This is a genomic window from Tabrizicola flagellatus (assembly GCF_046295235.1).
Taxonomy (GTDB): domain Bacteria; phylum Pseudomonadota; class Alphaproteobacteria; order Rhodobacterales; family Rhodobacteraceae; genus Tabrizicola; species Tabrizicola flagellata_A.
The window spans coordinates 1-15,613 of sequence record NZ_JBKBLV010000037.1 but is presented as its reverse complement, the minus strand read 5'-3'; the positions used below and the strand labels follow the sequence as shown (position 1 = coordinate 15,613).

General features: G+C 68.1%; 15 protein-coding genes and 1 pseudogene. 5 read left to right on the top strand and 11 right to left on the bottom strand.

Going from position 1 to position 15,613, the window contains the following annotated elements; genetic code table 11:
* Positions 1-90: 90 nt before the first annotated feature.
* The 4 genes from dnaA to mutM form a co-directional block, all read right to left on the bottom strand.
* On the bottom strand, positions 91-1,440 hold the full coding sequence (dnaA, locus tag ACK4IU_RS14920) for a chromosomal replication initiator protein DnaA (protein WP_409736602.1): 1,350 nt from the start codon (positions 1,438-1,440) through the stop codon (positions 91-93).
* Positions 1,441-1,974: 534 nt separating this feature from the next.
* Positions 1,975-2,244 (bottom strand): 30S ribosomal protein S20, encoded by a 270-nt coding sequence (gene rpsT / locus ACK4IU_RS14915; protein WP_409736600.1) that lies wholly within the window; start codon positions 2,242-2,244, stop codon positions 1,975-1,977.
* 236 nt (positions 2,245-2,480) lie between these two features.
* Entirely contained in the window at positions 2,481-3,257 is a 777-nt protein-coding gene (locus ACK4IU_RS14910; RefSeq protein ID WP_409736599.1) for an enoyl-CoA hydratase, read from the bottom strand.
* A 60-nt stretch (positions 3,258-3,317) separates the two neighbouring features.
* Entirely contained in the window at positions 3,318-4,169 is an 852-nt protein-coding gene (gene mutM, locus ACK4IU_RS14905; protein WP_409736597.1) for a bifunctional DNA-formamidopyrimidine glycosylase/DNA-(apurinic or apyrimidinic site) lyase, read from the bottom strand.
* An 83-nt stretch (positions 4,170-4,252) separates the two neighbouring features.
* Here mutM and ubiE point away from each other — a divergent pair, with 83 nt between their 5' ends.
* Both ubiE and ubiB read left to right on the top strand, forming a co-directional pair.
* Positions 4,253-4,999 (top strand): bifunctional demethylmenaquinone methyltransferase/2-methoxy-6-polyprenyl-1,4-benzoquinol methylase UbiE, encoded by a 747-nt coding sequence (gene ubiE, locus ACK4IU_RS14900; RefSeq protein ID WP_409736595.1) that lies wholly within the window; start codon positions 4,253-4,255, stop codon positions 4,997-4,999.
* 97 nt (positions 5,000-5,096) lie between these two features.
* Positions 5,097-6,629 (top strand): 2-polyprenylphenol 6-hydroxylase, encoded by a 1,533-nt coding sequence (gene ubiB / locus ACK4IU_RS14895; RefSeq protein ID WP_409736593.1) that lies wholly within the window; start codon positions 5,097-5,099, stop codon positions 6,627-6,629.
* Positions 6,630-6,641: 12 nt separating this feature from the next.
* Here the strand turns inward: ubiB and ACK4IU_RS14890 are convergent, their stop codons facing one another.
* From ACK4IU_RS14890 to ACK4IU_RS14865, 6 genes are all read right to left on the bottom strand, one after another.
* A complete protein-coding gene (locus ACK4IU_RS14890) occupies positions 6,642-7,451 on the bottom strand; it encodes an HpcH/HpaI aldolase family protein (RefSeq protein ID WP_409736591.1) in 810 nt (269 codons plus the stop codon).
* Between the two features lie 9 nt (positions 7,452-7,460).
* Entirely contained in the window at positions 7,461-7,706 is a 246-nt protein-coding gene (locus ACK4IU_RS14885; RefSeq protein WP_409736589.1) for a MoaD/ThiS family protein, read from the bottom strand.
* A 3-nt stretch (positions 7,707-7,709) separates the two neighbouring features.
* On the bottom strand, positions 7,710-9,959 hold the full coding sequence (locus ACK4IU_RS14880; RefSeq protein ID WP_409736587.1) for a xanthine dehydrogenase family protein molybdopterin-binding subunit: 2,250 nt from the start codon (positions 9,957-9,959) through the stop codon (positions 7,710-7,712).
* Positions 9,959-10,447 (bottom strand): (2Fe-2S)-binding protein, encoded by a 489-nt coding sequence (locus ACK4IU_RS14875; protein ID WP_409736585.1) that lies wholly within the window; start codon positions 10,445-10,447, stop codon positions 9,959-9,961. Before ACK4IU_RS14875 ends, ACK4IU_RS14880 begins: the two co-directional genes overlap by 1 nt.
* The gene (locus ACK4IU_RS14870) at positions 10,444-11,310 is read right to left on the bottom strand and encodes an FAD binding domain-containing protein (RefSeq protein ID WP_409736583.1); all 867 of its coding nucleotides are present in this window, start codon (positions 11,308-11,310) and stop codon (positions 10,444-10,446) included. The genes ACK4IU_RS14875 and ACK4IU_RS14870 overlap by 4 nt, the downstream gene beginning before the upstream one ends.
* Before the next feature lie 316 nt (positions 11,311-11,626).
* Positions 11,627-12,433, bottom strand: a complete 807-nt coding sequence (locus ACK4IU_RS14865) for a response regulator (RefSeq protein WP_409736581.1) — start codon at positions 12,431-12,433, stop codon at positions 11,627-11,629.
* Positions 12,434-12,603: 170 nt separating this feature from the next.
* Here ACK4IU_RS14865 and ACK4IU_RS14860 point away from each other — a divergent pair, with 170 nt between their 5' ends.
* Genes ACK4IU_RS14860 through ACK4IU_RS14850 form a run of 3 tightly spaced genes read left to right on the top strand, consistent with a single transcriptional unit; the run spans position 12,604 to position 15,067 of the window.
* A complete protein-coding gene (locus ACK4IU_RS14860; RefSeq protein ID WP_409736579.1) occupies positions 12,604-12,780 on the top strand; it encodes a NepR family anti-sigma factor in 177 nt (58 codons plus the stop codon).
* A complete protein-coding gene (locus tag ACK4IU_RS14855; protein WP_409736577.1) occupies positions 12,777-13,364 on the top strand; it encodes an RNA polymerase sigma factor in 588 nt (195 codons plus the stop codon). The genes ACK4IU_RS14860 and ACK4IU_RS14855 overlap by 4 nt, the downstream gene beginning before the upstream one ends.
* Positions 13,361-15,067 carry a sensor histidine kinase gene (locus ACK4IU_RS14850; RefSeq protein WP_409736575.1) on the top strand — a complete coding sequence of 569 codons (1,707 nt, stop codon included), beginning with the start codon at positions 13,361-13,363 and terminating at the stop codon, positions 15,065-15,067. The genes ACK4IU_RS14855 and ACK4IU_RS14850 overlap by 4 nt, the downstream gene beginning before the upstream one ends.
* A 58-nt stretch (positions 15,068-15,125) precedes the next feature.
* On the opposite strand, the pseudogene ACK4IU_RS14845 reads toward ACK4IU_RS14850, so the two are convergent.
* A pseudogene (locus ACK4IU_RS14845) lies at positions 15,126-15,613 on the bottom strand (hypothetical protein); the annotation flags it as partial.

Genomic DNA, 15,613 nt, shown 5'->3' with positions numbered 1-15,613 from the left:
ACGACGAATTTACCCGGTTTTCACCGGTTCACAAGTGTCGATACGGACTGTGAAAGGCTTTCACGGGGCCGTCAAGTGCGGCCCCGGCGCCTAACCCTGCAACAGGCGGCGCAGAAGCTGAAGATCGTCGGCAAGCTGGCTGTCGGTCAGCATCAGCTCCTCGATCTTGCGCACCCCGTGCATGATCGTGGTGTGGTCGCGACCGCCGAAGCGGCGGCCGATTTCCGGCAGGCTGCGCGGGGTCAGATGCTTGGCCAGATACATCGCCACCTGCCGCGGCCGGGCGATGGTGCGCAGCCGCTTCGGCCCGATCAGGTCGGACAGTCGGACATTGTAATGTTCGGCCACCTTGCGCTGGATCTCCTCGATCGTCAGTTTGCGGTCGGAGGACCGCAGGATGTCGGCCAGGCAGTCCTGCGCAAGTTCCAGCGTGATCTCGCGCCCGACCAGCGAGGCGAAGGCGAACAGCCGGGTCAGCGCGCCTTCCAGAACGCGGACATTGGTGGTGATGCGGTGGGCAAGGAACTCCAGCACGCCGTCGGCCAGCACCAGACCGCGATACTGAGTGCGGTAGAACTCCACCTTCTGCTGCAGGATCCCTAACCGGAGTTCGTAATCCGTGGGATGCAGGTCCACGACCAGGCCGCATTGCAGGCGCGACTTGATGCGTTCCTCCAGATCCTTGATCTCGCCCGGGGCGCGGTCGGCGGAAATGACGATCTGCTTGTTGGCATCGACCAGCGCATTGAAGGTGTGGAAGAACTCTTCCTGCGTCGAATCCTTGCCTGCGATGAACTGGACGTCATCGACCATCAGCACATCGACGGACCGGAACAGCTCCTTGAAATCCATCACCTGCCGGTCGCGCAGCGCCTGGACGAAGCGGTACATGAACTGCTCGGCCGACAGGTACAGCACGCGACGGTCCGGATGGCGGGCCTGAAGCTCGTGCGCGATGGCGTGCATCAGATGCGTCTTGCCGAGGCCGACGCCGCCATACAGGAACAGCGGATTGAAGGTCACGGGGCCGCCTTCGGCGACCCGGCGGGCCGCGGCGTGGGCCAGCTCGTTCGGCTTGCCGACGACGAAAGTATCGAAGGTAAAGCGGGCGTCCAGCGGCGCACCGGGCAGCTCCTCGTCCGGGCCACGCGACCGCGCGGGCTTGCCGGCCGGCTTCGCTGCAGGCGGAGTCGTCGCCGCAGCCCCGACGGCGAATTCCAGACGGTCGACCGGGGCCCCCGCGCTGGACAGCTGGCTGCGGATATGGTCGCCGTAGTTGCGCTGCACCCAGTCGCCGAAGAAGATCGTCGGCACCTCGAACCGGGCCACCCCGTTCTTCAGCTGCGACAGCTTCAACGGTTCGATCCAGGTGGCATAATTGTGCTTGCCGACGCGTTTGATCAGCTCTTCGCGAACCTGCCCCCAGGTTTCATTCGTCATACTACAACCTGCCAATGTTCCTGAACCGAAAGCACGCAGCTTCGATCCTGCCCTTAACCCTTGTTGACCGATCCTGCCCCGACCAAACCAGCCGATGGCCGGAGAGGCCATTCGCGCAAATGGTTTGTCGGGGGACTGAACGACACAAGGCCACACTGCCGGCACACCGACAGCTGGGCCATGCAAAGCGGGATGGCTTGGATGCCATCTCCAATCCATTGATCCAGAAAAGAAAACTCGGACCAGGTTGCGCTTCGCGCGTCCGGTCCGTGCAGCAGCTTTCCCGTCCAGATCCGTTCTTGTCCCCCAAGACGAAGTGAATCGCAGGGTGACGCTAGCAAGGCCGCTGCGGGCACTGCAACCGAACAACGCGCTTGACAGGGGTTCGCCGAAATCGAATCCGGAGCCTCTGGCAAATCGGCAACGGGGCGCGGATCGGGCCCCTTCCAGTCGGCGGAAAGGACGCGGAAACGACAAGGGGTGCGGTCCCTGCGGACGCACCCCTTGCCGTAGGATCGGCTCTGTCGCCCCGGCTCAGGCCTTGGCGACGGCCTTCACGCGCGAGGCCAGGCGCGACATCTTGCGCGCCACGGTGTTCTTGTGCAGCACGCCTTTGGTCACGCCGCGGGCGAGTTCCGGCTGGGCGGCCTTCAGCGCGGCTTGGGCGGCTTCGGCATTGCCCGAGGCGATGGCTTCCTCGACCTTGCGCAGGAAGGTGCGAATGCGCGAGCGTCGCGCCTTGTTCACGGCATAGCGCGCCTCGGACTGGCGGGCGCGTTTCTTGGATTGTTCGGTATTGGCCATGGGTGGCGTCCTTGCGGTCTGTCGGTTTCAATTCTGTCGCACGAAAGACCAGAAGGCCCCATCCCCGAGGATGGATCTGATTCTTGCCTAAGCGGGCCCACGCGCATGTGCCGCCGGCCTATATGGCAATGCAGCGGGAAAGGGAAGCCCCCGCATCACGGGGCGCGCGCTCGTCGATGACTTCGTCACTCCTCGCTGGCTCCCGACGAGAAGCCGGAGGCGCACGAGGAGGTTCGTCAGCGGTCGCGGAACTGCGGCTGGCGCTTTTCGAGGAAGGCGGCCATGCCTTCCTTCTGGTCCTCGGTGGCGAACATCGCGTGGAACATGCGGCGTTCGAACAGGAGGCCCTCGGAAAGCGGCGTCTCCTGCGCGCGCTTCACGCATTCCTTGACCACCATCGTGGTGACGGCGGATTTCTCGACGATCTTCTGCGCGGCCTTCATCGTCTCTTCGATGAGCGCCTTCGCGGGCACGACCCGGCTGACGAGGCCGCAGCGCTCCGCCTCGGCCGCGTCCATGAAGCGGCCGGTCAGGTGCATGTCCATCGACTTCGACTTGCCGACCGCGCGGGTCAGCCGCTGGGTGCCACCCATGCCGGCAACGATGCCGAGGTTGATCTCGGGCTGGCCGAACTTGGCGTTGTCGGCTGCGATGATGAAATCGGCCAGCATCGCCAGCTCGCAGCCGCCGCCCAGGCAATAGCCCGCGACCGCCGCGATGATCGGCTTGCGGGCGCGGGAGATCACCGCCGCCTCCGGCCCGAACAGATCATCGAAGAAGACGTCGATGAAGCTCTTCTCGGCCATCTCCTTCACGTCCGCGCCGGCCGCGAAGGCCTTTTCGGACCCGGTGATGACGATGCAGCGGACGCGGTCGTTGGCTTCTGCCGCCGTCACTGCCGCCGCAAGCTCGCGCATCAGCTGCGCATTCAGGGCGTTCATCGCATCGGGGCGGTTGAGCCGGATCAGCGAGACATAGTCCTCGATCTCGACGATCAGAGTTTCATAGGCCATCGCGGCCTCCTTCGTGGCAGAGTTGCAAGGACTCCTAGCACCAAACGGCGCGTTGGCAAGTCACCTCTGGCAGGCGGGGCACCAGAACGAAGACCGTCCCGACTGCACGCTGCGGGTCACCATGCCGGGGCAGCCGGGCGTCTCGCAAGGCTCGCCTTCCCGATCATAGACCTGAAAATGCTTGGAAAAATAGCCAAGCTCGCCAGTGGCCTGCCGAAAGTCGCGCAAGCTGGATCCGCCGGCCTCGATCGCTTCGGCCAGCACGTCGCGGATGATCGGCACCAGGGCGCGGACCTGCCCTTCCTCGAGGTCCCCGGCCAGCCGCAACGGGCTGATCCGCGCGCGATACAGCGTCTCGGCCACGTAGATGTTGCCCAGCCCCGCCACGATCCGCTGGTCCAGAAGCGCCGCCTTGATCGGCGTCCTGCGGCCCTTCAGGCGGCCGGCGAGGTAGGGCTCGTTGAAGTCATTGCCGAAGGGTTCGGGGCCGAGGTCCCTCAACAGCATGTGCTCGGCAGCCCGGTCAGTCGGCATCAGGTCCATCGCGCCAAAGCGGCGGGCATCGTTGAAGGTGACCCGTGCGCCACCCTCCATGTGCAGCACCACATGGTCGTGCTTCTGCGGCGCGGGGTGGTCGTGGTGGAAGGCGCTGATCTGCGCGCCCGAGACGAGCATCCGCCCCGACATGCCCAGATGCACCAGAAGCGTCTCGCCGCTGTCGAGATCGGCCAGCAGGTATTTCGACCGCCGCCGCAGCGCCGTGACACTGCGGCCCGTCAGCCGCTCGGCCATCCGGTCCGGCAGCGGCCAGCGCAGGTCGGGGCGGTTGACCTCGGCCCGGGCGATCACCGCGCCTTCCAACACCGGCAGCAGGCCGCGACGGACGGTTTCGACTTCGGGCAGTTCGGGCATCGGCGGTCCATGACAGATCGGCGCATTGCAGGCGCGGGTTGGCGGACTATAAGGAGGCGTCAGGGCGAAGGATCGCAAGACCGATGAGCGAAGAAAAGACGACCCATTTCGGCTTTCAGGACGTGCCCGAGGCCGAAAAGGCCGGCATGGTGCATGGCGTCTTTTCGCGCGTGGCCTCGAAATACGACATCATGAACGACGCCATGTCGCTGGGCATCCACCGGCTTTGGAAGGACGCGATGATGGACTGGCTGGCGCCGCGTCCCGGACAGCGGCTTCTTGACGTGGCGGGCGGGACCGGCGACGTGGCCTTCCGCTTCCTGAAACGCGCCCCCGGCGCGCAGGCCGTCGTCTGCGACATGACCGAGCCGATGCTGATCGAGGGCCGCAAGCGCGCCGAGGCGGAAAGCCTGGCCCACAGCCTCGACTGGGTGGTGGGCGACGCGATGGCGCTGCCCTTCCCGGACAACAGCTTCGATGTCTACACCATCTCCTTCGGCATCCGGAACGTGACCCGCATCCCCGACGCGCTGTCCGAGGCCTTCCGCGTGCTGAAACCCGGCGGGCGGCTGATGGTGCTGGAGTTCAGCCAGATCCCGAACGACCTGATGCAGAAGGTCTATGACCTCTATTCCTTCAACATCATCCCGGTCATGGGCCAGGTGATCGCGGGCGACCGCGCCAGCTACCAGTATCTCGTCGAATCGATCCGCAGGTTCCCGGATCAGGAAAGCTTCGCCGCGATGATCCGCGCCGCCGGGTTCGAGCAGGTGAAGTATCGCAACCTGACCATGGGCATCGCGGCCCTGCATTCCGGGTGGAAGCTGTGAGGACCTGCCGCTCATCGGTCCCGTTCGGTCCCTCTTCGCAGTCGCGCCCCGCGATGAGCGACCGCATGGGAGCGAAGAGCCGCCCGGAGCGCGCCGCATGAAGGGCCCGCACAACATCGTCCGCCTGATCCGCACCGGCGCCACACTGGAACGCACCGGCGCCATGGACGTGGTGCTGGAGGCCTTTCGCGCGCCCCCCCGGCTCCGCTTTGCCGCACGGATGCTGGGCTGGCCGTTCAAGTGGCTGGGTCTGAAGGGCGACCCCGAGCTCCCCCCCGCCACCCGGGCGCTGACCGCGCTGGGGCCGGCCTACATCAAGTTCGGCCAGATCCTGTCCACCCGCCCCGACATCGTGGGCGAGGAACTCGCGGACCAGTTGAAATACCTTCAGGACAAGCTGCCGCCCTTTCCGACCGAGACCGCCAAGAAGATGATCGAGGCAGAACTCGAAGTGCCGGTCGCCGACCTGTTCTCGGACTTCTCCGAACCCGTCGCCGCCGCCTCGATCGCCCAGGTCCATCGCGCCCGGCTGGCCGACACCGGCGAGGAGGTCGCGGTCAAGGTGCTGCGCCCCGGCATCGAGCGTGCCTTCCGCAAGGACATCGACGCCTTCTACCTCGCCGCACGCTGGATCGAGCGCCTTGCGCCGTTCTCCCGCCGCCTGCGCCCCGTGGACGTGATCGCCCATTTCGAAGGCGTGGTGATGGGAGAGCTGGATCTGCGGCTCGAGTCCTCCTCGGCCGCCGAGTTCGCCGCGAATACCGAGAAGGACGAGGGCTTCCAGGTGCCACGGCCCCAGTGGTTCCTGTCCTCGCGCAATGTCATGACCCTGGGCTGGGCGGAAGGGATCGGGCTGAACGATGTCGAGGCGATCGACGCAGCCGGCCACGACCGCCGGGTGCTGGGCGCGCGGGTGTTGCAGCTGTTCCTGAACCACGCGTTGCGCGACGGCTTCTTCCATGCCGACATGCACCAGGGCAACCTGAAGGTGGCTGCGAACGGCGACATCATCGCCTATGACTTCGGCATCATGGGCCGGATCGACGAATACACCCGCCGGGTCTATGCCGAGATCCTGATGGGCTTCATCCGCAAGGATTACCGTCGCGTGGCCGAGGTGCATTTCGAGGCGGGCTATGTGCCGCCCGACCGCGACATCGACGAATTCGCCCGTGCGCTGAGGGCGGTGGGCGAGCCGATCTTCGGCATGGACGCCAGCCGCATCTCGATGGCGCGGCTCCTGGCCTATCTGTTCGAGGTCACCGAACGCTTCGGGATGGAGACGCGGACCGAACTGATCCTTCTCCAGCGCACGATGGTCGTGGTGGAGGGCGTGGCCCGCAGCCTCGACCCGCACATCAACATCTGGCAGGTCGCCAGCCCCATCGTCGAACGCTACATCCGCGAAAACGTCGGCCCCAAGGCCGTGCTGCGCGATCTGGTCAGGACCGCGCGCGTTCTGGCCCGGTTTGGCCCGAAACTGCCCGGCCTGGTCGAGGCGCAACTGATCCGCGCTGGCAATCCCGCCACCCTGCCCCCGCGACCGCAATCCTCGCTGCGCTGGCTGGTCTGGCCCGCGCTGGCGGCGCTGGCCTTCGCCGCGGGCTGGCTGGCGCGGACGCTGGTCTGACCCGACTCCGCCTCAGTAGCCGCCCGGCCCCGCCTGCCCCTCGCCCGTCCCGGTCAGCTTGCGGAAGCCAGCAACAGCGGCATTGGCTGCGGCCGAAAGGAACTTGGTGTCGCCGCCGACCGTGGTCATGTCGAAGCCCCAGCCGATGGCACGGGCGGCATAGTCGGGCGTCCCGCAATGCAGCGCGGCGCGCAGGCCGTTGCGCTTGCAGGCGGCAAGGATCTTCCGGAAAGCCTCCTGCATCTCGGGCTCTTCCCGGTCCATGCCGGGGGCAAGCCGCCCCGCCGAAAGCGAGATCGACAGGTCCGCCGGGCCGACATAGATCCCGTCCAGCCCCGGTGTGGCGGTGATGGCGTCGAGGTTCGCCATGGCCTCGGCGGTCTCGATCATGGCGAAGGCCAGGATGTTGGCGTTGGCCTGCGCGGCATAGTCCCCCTGCACCGCGAAGGCCGCCCGCGTCGGGCCGAAGCTGCGCACCCCCAGCGGCGGATAGCGCAGATAGCTGACGAAGCGCGCGGCTTCCTCGGCAGTGTTCACCATCGGGCAGATGATGCCCTGCGCGCCCGCGTCCAGCGCCTTCATGATGATGCCGGGTTCCAGCCAGGGCACACGCGCCAGCAGCACCGCGCCGCTCGCACGCATAGCCTGCAACATGGGCAGCAGGTCTGAGTAATCCAGCGCGCCGTGCTGCATGTCCACGGTCAGCGAATCGAAGCCCTGCGCCGCCATGATCTCGGCCGCGAAGGGGCTGGCGATGGAACACCAGCCGTTGACCGTGGGCTTCCCCTCGGCCCAGAGCGCCTTGAGACGGTTGGGAAACATGCGCCCTCCTCAGCCGCCCTTAAGCCGCTGCAACAGATAGACCTCGCTGTCCGGTCTGACCGGCGCGGCGCGGTTGTTGGCGATCACCTCGCCGTCCACCGCCACCGACAGCCCCGCCGCCACCGCCGGTGCCAGCCCCGGATGCGCCTTCACCAGCGCATCCAGCATCTGACCCACGGTCGCGGCCTCGACCTCGACCACCTCCTGCCCCTCGGCGAAGCGCCGGAGGCTGGCCCAGAGATGGACCCTGGCCATGCCTTACCCCTTCGCCGCCTTGATCGCCGCCAGCACCTTGGGCGGAGAGCAGGGCAGGCTGCGGATGCGCACGCCCGTCGCCCCCGCGATGGCGGAGGCGACCGCCGGCAAGGGCGGGGTGATCCCCGTCTCGCCCACGCCGCGCACGCCGTAGGGGTGGCCAGGGTTCGGCACCTCGATGATGACCGTGTCGATCATCGGCAGGTCCGAGGCCACCGGGATCCGGTAGTCCAGGAACACCGGGTTCTGCAGCCGCCCGTCGGGACCGTAGACGTATTCCTCGTTCAAGGCCCAGCCGATGCCCTGCGCCGCCCCGCCCTGATACTGGCCCTCGACATAGGCCGGATGGATCGCAGTCCCTGCGTCCTGCACCACCAGATAGCGCAGGATCGTGGTCCGGCCGGTTTCCGGGTCCACCTCGACATCGACGACATGGGTGCCGAAGCTGGCGCCATAGCCGCCCGCCGTCACCTCGTGGTGGCCCGAGATCGGCCCGCCGGTCGAGCCCATCCTGGCCCCGATCTCGCCGATGGTCATGGGCGGGTGCTTGCCCGCGTTCGGGCCGGCCGGATGGGCCGCGCCGTCGCGCCATTCCACGGCCTCGGGCTCGATCCCCCATTCGGCCGCCGCGCGGCGGCACATCTCGCGGATGGCCTGATCGGCCGCCTCGATCGCCGCCTTGCCGCTGGCAAAGGTCGCGCGGCTGCCGTGGGTGGGCTCGTTCACCCCCAGCGCGCCGGTTTCCACCACGTTCACCCGGACGTTCTCGTAAGGAATGCCCAGATGCTCGGCCACCATCAGCCCGATCGAGGCCCGGCTGCCGCCGATGTCGGGCGTGCCGACGGACACCGTGGCGGTGCCGTCCTCGCCGATGGCAAGGCTGACCGAGGTCTCGCCGCCATGGTTGAACCAGAAGCCCGAGGCCACGCCCCGCCCCTGATTGGGGCCCAGCGGGATGGCATAGTTCGGATGCGCCCTGGCGGCCTCCAGCGTCTCCTGCAAGCCGATCACGTCATAGACCGGGCCATAGCTGGACTTGGACCCATTCTTCGCCCCGTTCTTCAGCCGCACCTCGATCGGGTCCAGCTTCAGCTCGCGGCAGAGCTCGTCGATCATGCTTTCCACCGCGAAGGCCGCCATGGGCGAGCCCGGCGCGCGATAGGCCGCGGCCTTGGGGCGGTTGGTGATGATCTCGACGCCTTCGTGCTTCAGCGCGGGGATGTCGTAGCAGGCAAAGGCACAGGGCAGCGCCTCGCCGATGGGGGACATGCCGGGGAAGGCCCCGCCCTGCATGCGGAAATAGACCTGGCCCGCGGTGATCGTGCCGTCCTTCTTCATCCCGATCTTCACGTCCATCGAGGCGCTGGCCGTCGGCCCGGTGGCGCGCAGCACCTCGGACCGGCTCATCACCAGCTTCACCGGCCGCCCGCCGGCCTTCTTCGACAGCGCCAAAGTCAGCGGCTCCATGAAAATCGTGGTCTTGCCGCCGAAGCCGCCGCCGATCTCGGACGGGGTTACGCGCAGGTTCGCCGCCTCGATGCCAAGGACGGCGGCGCTCATCCGCCGGATGTACCAGTGGCCCTGGGTGCAGACCCACATCTCGCCGCGCCCGTCCTCGCCCAGCTGGCCCACGGCGGCGTGCGGCTCGATATAGCCCTGATGGGTGGCCTCGGTGCGGTAGGTGTGTTCGCGCACGATGTCGGCGGCGGCGAAGCCCGCCTCGACATCGCCGTGCCCGAATTCCATGTAGCGCGCGACGTTGCCGTGCATGCCTTCCGGCACCGAATAGTCGGCGAGGCCCGGTCGGATCACCGGGGCGTCCGGCGCAATGGCGGCATCGACATCGGTCACATGCGGCAGGACCTCGTATTCCACCTCGATCAGCCGCGCCGCGTCCTGAGCCAGAAGCTGCGAGGTCGCCGCCACCGCCGCCACGGCGTGCCCGTCATACAGCGCCCGTTCCCCGGCCAGCGTGTTGTCCTGAAGGTTCAGATCCTCGCCCGTGAGACCCGTGGGCAGGTCGGCCCGCGTGACCACGGCCTTCACCCCCTCCAGCGCGAGCGCCTTCGAGGCGTCGATCCTGACGATCCGCGCATGGGCATGGGGGCTGCGCACGACGGCGGCCCAGAGCATGCCGGGTAGCGAGAAATCCGCGCCATAGCGCGCCCGGCCCGTCACCTTGTCCAGCCCGTCCGGGCGGTTGGGCCGCGTGCCGATATACTTGTATCCGGTCTTCACATCATCCCGTGCCATCACGCAGCCCCCCGATGATCCTGACGCATCTCCGCCGCCGCATCCTGAACGGCGCGCACGATCTTGTCGTAACCCGTGCAGCGGCACAGGTTCCCCGCCAGCCAATAGCGGATTTCCGTCTCGTTCGGGTCCGGGTTCCGCTCCAGGAGCGCCTTCGCGGCCACCAGAATGCCCGGCGTGCAGAAGCCGCACTGCAAGGCCGCATGTTCGATGAACTTGCGCTGCAAGGGGTGCAGCTCTTCCTTCGCCATGCCTTCGATGGTTTCCACCCGCTTGCCGTTGGCCTCGGCCGCCAGCATCAGGCAGGAACAGACCAGCGTGCCGTCCACGACAACCGAACAGGCGCCGCAGTCGCCGGTGCCGCAGCCTTCCTTGGTGCCGGTCAGGTCCAGATGGTTGCGCAGCGCGTCCAGCAGCGTCTCGCGCGGGTCGGCGAGGAACTCCACCGGGTCGCCGTTGACGGTGGCGGTGACGTGAATCTTGCTCATGCCTTGGCTCCTTTCGCCCGGTCGTAGGCGATCCTGGCCGCCCGGCGGGCCAGCACGCCCGCCACCTCGATGCGGAACTCCTTCGTCCCGCGCTTGTCCGAAATGGGCTTCGCCGCGCCCTCGGCCGCCTTGGCCAGGGCGGCCAGCGCCGCATCGTCCAGCGTCGTGCCGATGATGGCCTGCGCGCAGGCCTCCGACAGGATCACCGTGGGCGCCACCGCCCCCAGCGCCACCCGCGCCTCTGCGACCCTGTCGCCGTCCAGCCGCAGGTTCACCGCGCAGCCGACGACGGCAATGTCCATCTCGGTCCGCGGAATGAAGCGCAGATAGGCGTCGCCCCCGTTCTTCCCCCGCGGCGGCAGGGTGATCGCCGAGATCACCTCGCCCTTGGCCAGCGAGGTCTTGCCCGGCCCCACCGGCACCTGCTCCACCGGAATGTCGCGGCTGCCCTTCGGCCCCGTCACCGTGACCACGGCCCCGGCAGCGAACAGCCCCGGCACCGAATCGGCGGCGGGAGAGCCGTTGCACAGGTTCCCCGCCAGCGTCGCCCGGCCCTGCACCTGGGTCGAGCCGACCAGGTTCATCCCCTCCACGACGCCCGGCCAGTCCTTCACCAGCCCGGCATGACCGCCCAGCACGATCCCCGGCACGGCGACGCCGATTCGCCAGCCGCCCTCGGGCGTCTTCTCGATCCGGTCCACGCCCGGAATGTGCTTGAGGTCGATCAGGTCGTCCGGCTGCACCATCCCGGCGCGCATCTGCACCAGGACATCGGTGCCCCCGGCCAGAAAGCGAAGAGTTCCGGTCGATGCCGCGGCGATCGCGGCCGCGTCCTGAAATGTTGTCGGGGTGTGGTATCGCATTGCGCCTCCCTACCTGTCCTCGGGCGCTCTCGTGTCGCCGTTCGCCGCCGACTTTGCGGCAGTCGGGTCGCCGCCGCAATGCCAGTCTGCGACTTTCCCGGCCCGCCGCCGACCTCCGGCTTCACGAAAGCGCCAATCCCGGGGCACAGGATGGCCGCCCCGCGCATGGCCACCATCGGGAGCGCAACGGCCCGCGCCCCCGGACAAGGGGCACGGATCCAGGGGCAACGGTCCGCAGGGGCAGGTCGCGGACAGACACGAGAGGAACCCCGTCGGCGGCATCCCCGCTCGCCTGGTCCTGCCGACCCCGCCTCGTCTAGCGCAGCGTGTCGGTCGAGGAGAAGAACATCGCCTGGCTGACCGCCGAGCGCACCTGTTCCTCGGTATAGGGCTTGTTGATCAGGAAGGCCGGCTCGGGCCGGTCCCCGGTCAGAAGCCGTTCGGGGAAGGCGGTGATGAAGATCACCGGGATGTCGCCGAACTGGGCCAGGATCTCGTTCACCGCCTCGATGCCCGAGGAATTGTCGGCCAGCTGGATGTCGGCCAGGATCAGGTCGGGCTTGTCCGCCGCGGCAAGGCGCACCGCCTCGCGGTGGGTGCGGGCGGTGGCGGTGACGCGATGGCCCATGCCCTCGACGATGGCCGAGATGTCCATGGCGATGATCGCCTCGTCCTCGATCACCAGGACCGCGCCGCGCACCGACTGTTCCATCTCGCGGATGGCGATGTCGATCAGCTCGGCCGCCTCGGCCTCGGACGTGCCCATGATCGCGGCGACATCGGCGGTGCCGAAGCCCTCGATCGTGTTCAACAGCAACGCCTCGCGCGAGTTGGGCGTCAGCGCCGCCAGATGCGCCTGCGCGGCGCCGGCGAGGGCGTCCTCGGCCTCGGCGACCAGCGCGCCCGAGGTGGACCAGATGGAATGGAAGACCGCGAACAGCGACACCTTCGGGTCGCGGTGGGCGCTCAGTACCCCCGGATCGGCCACGATCGACTCCAGCACGGCCACCGCATACTGGTCGCCGCTGGTCTGGTTGCCGGTCAGCGCGCGCGCATAGCGACGCAGATAGGGCAGGTGCCGCGCCACGGTTGCCGAATGGTCCACCGCTTCCTGTGCGAGCATGAGGTCTGTCTCCATGTTTGGTGGCATGTTTTTCGCTTTCTGTCGGGAACCGAACGCGGCGGGCGGCGTTCGGTTCCAGAAGATCCGAAAGAAATTTGATCCGGGCAGAAAATCACGGAACCATGACGGCCGATGCGCGTTGCGGTCCGAAGGAACAGGAAACCGATGCGATGACCAAAGACAGAAACGAGGACGGACCAGACCGAAGGGCCATCCGGGCACAGATCGACGAGAACCTGAAGCGGGTCTACACGGCCGCGCTGAACGAAGAGCTGCCGGACAGGTTCCGCGATCTTCTGGCGCAGCTGAAGGCCCGCGACAGTGCCGGCAAGGACGGTGCGGCATGACCGCCCGGGCCGTGGTCGTGCCGCTGGTGCCGGAAGATCCGCGCGACCGGCTGGCCGGGGCGATCCCGAAGCTGCGCGCCTTCGCGATCAGCCTGACCCGCGAGGTGTCGCGGGCCGATGACCTGGTGCAGGACACGATCCTGAAGGCCTGGACCAACATGGACAAGTTCGACCCGGCGACGAACCTGGATGCCTGGCTGTTCACCATCCTGCGCAACACCTTCTACTCCGACCTGCGCAAGACCCGGCGCGAGGTGCAGGACAGCGACGGCGTCCATGCCGGCGCGCTGTCGGTCAAACCCGCGCATGACGGCCGCCTTGCCCTCCAGGAATTCCAGCGCGCCTTCGACAAGCTCAGCCCCGAACACCGCGAGGTCCTGATCCTGGTCGGCGCCTCGGGCTTTTCCTGCGAGGATGCGGCCGCGATGATGGGCGTGGCGGTCGGCACCGTCAAAAGCCGCGCCAGCCGGGCGCGGAAGCGGCTGGCGGAACTTCTGCACCTCGAGGACGGCGAGGATCTTTTTGCCGGCACCGATGGCGCCACGCAGGCGGTCGTGCTGCGCCAGGCCGCGGCCGGATTTTGATCGAGCGCCTGCGAAAGCTCTGGCCCCGGACCTCGCTTGGCACCAGGCTGGGGACGACGCTGATGATTGCGCTGATGCCGCTGGGGCTTCTGTCGATCCTCCAGACAAGGGATGCGCTGGCGCAGCTTGACGCGACAACGCTGGAAGGTGTCGGCGGCGCGGCGGTGCAATCGGTGCGCCCGCAGATCGAGCTGATCAACCAGGCCCAGATCTCGGCCCGGGCGCTGGCGGCGATCCTGTCACGGCAAAGCCCGGACGGGCCGGGCTGCTCAGACTGGGTGCGGTCGCTGGCCCGCGACATTCCGCAGGCAACCCTGGTCGCCTACATTCCGCTGGCCGGCCTGATGACCTGTTCCTCGACCGGCGAGGTCTTCGACTTCACCGATAACCCGCGCTTCCGGGCGATGATCGCCACGCCCCTTCCCAAGCTGATCTACAACCCGCAAGGTCCGGTGTCCGGGACGGCGATCGTGGGCGTAACCCATCCGGTGTTCGACGCTTCGGGCGCCACGCAGGGATTCGTCACCATCTCGCTGAACTACGCGGCCGTCGCCCCCGATGCCTATGTGGATCAGGTCGCGTCCTGGCAGCCAAGCTACCTGGCGACCTTCCAGTCGGACGGATCGGTGCTGCTGGCCTCCGACACCACGGTTGCGCCCGACGATGCCATCCCGGGCGGGATCAGCGGTGAACGCCTCGCAAGTCTTGCCGGCAGGCCGGCCTTCGTCGCCACGCCCGAGGGGCGCAAGATCCTGTCGGTCGTCAACATCACCCGCGACCTGTCGCTGGTCTCGGTCTGGGAAAGGGCCTCGGGCGGGGCGTGGAGCCGGGCCACCGCCCTGACACCCTACCTTCTGCCCGCGCTGACCTGGATCGCGGCGCTGGTCGCGGCCAGTTTCGCCTCGTCGCGGCTGGTCGTGCGCCACGTCCGCGCGCTGGCCCGGTCGATGGACGACTACATCTCCACCCGGCTGCGGGTGCAGATCCCCGACCTCTCCGGCGCCCCGACCGAGATCCAGCGCCTGCATGCCGCCTACGAAGGTCTGATCCGCACCATCGAACAGGAAGAGGCGGAACTGCAGAACCTGCTCGTGGACAAGGATGTCCTGCTGCGCGAGGTGGACCACCGCAGCGGCAACAGCCTGCAGATCATCGCCTCGGTGATGCGGATGTACCGGCGCGAGGCGACGGACCCGAAGCTGCGGCAGGTGCTGGACAGCCTCATCAACCGGGTGATCGCGCTGTCCTCGACCCACACCAGCCTCTACGCGGTGTCGGGCAGGCAGGACATCGCCATGGACATGGTGCTGACCAACGTGGTCCGCCGCCTGAAGGAGATCCACGGCGTCGGGCTGGGGGTGGCGTCGAAGACCTTCCAGCCGGTGCGGATGGACGCGCAGTCGGCGGTGCCGCTGGCGCTTGCCCTGGCCGAGGCGGTGGGCTGCTACTTCTCGCGCCCGGGGCTGGCGCAGCAGGCGGTCTCGATCGCGCTGTCCGAAAGTGACGGCATGGTGCGGCTCGAGGTGGAGGGTCCGGTCGTGCCCGAACTCCAGCCCGAGACCACGTCCGGTCTCGCGGCGCTGCCGCAACGCATGTTGCGCCAGTTCGCGGCGCAGCTGGGCGGGACGGTCGTCCTTCGGCAAGAGGGCGAGCGGGTGAAGGTCGATCTGCACTTCCCGTCCGCAAGGCCCGAGGCTGCCTGAGCGCATGCGAAAGGCCCGGTCGCCGCAGGACGACCGGGCCTTTACCGGTTGCAGTCGATCAGTGCGTCGGACGGGACTCGCCCGGCGCAGCGGCCGGCCTGAAGATCGCGGCCGCCCGGTCGAGATCGCGGTGGAAGGCCGCGGACAGGCCCTGCGCCAGATCGCTTGCCTTCATCGCCTCGTCCCTCGCCAGCCGCTCCAGGTCCCGGGCGAGCCGGTCGCGCGTCCCGCCAAGAAGCCGGTCCTCGGCCTCGGTCCGGGGCAGAAGCAGGGCCAGCGCCGCACCGGCTGCGGCGGCCATGGTGGCGGCCGTCAGGGGCTGCGCCTCGACCTCGGCGCGGGCACGGCGGGCGACGGTCACCCGGGCGACATAGACACGCTCGCGCGCCGCGATGGCCTGCGCGCGGGCGGTCTCGCCCAGCGTTTCGAGCCCCTTGCCCAGCGCGGCCGCGGTTTCGGCGGCGAAGGCGGCGACGACCTCGGCGCGGTGCCGGGCGAGATCGGCCGCCGGGGCCAGCCCGCGCCGCGCGGCCTCGTCGATCCGCG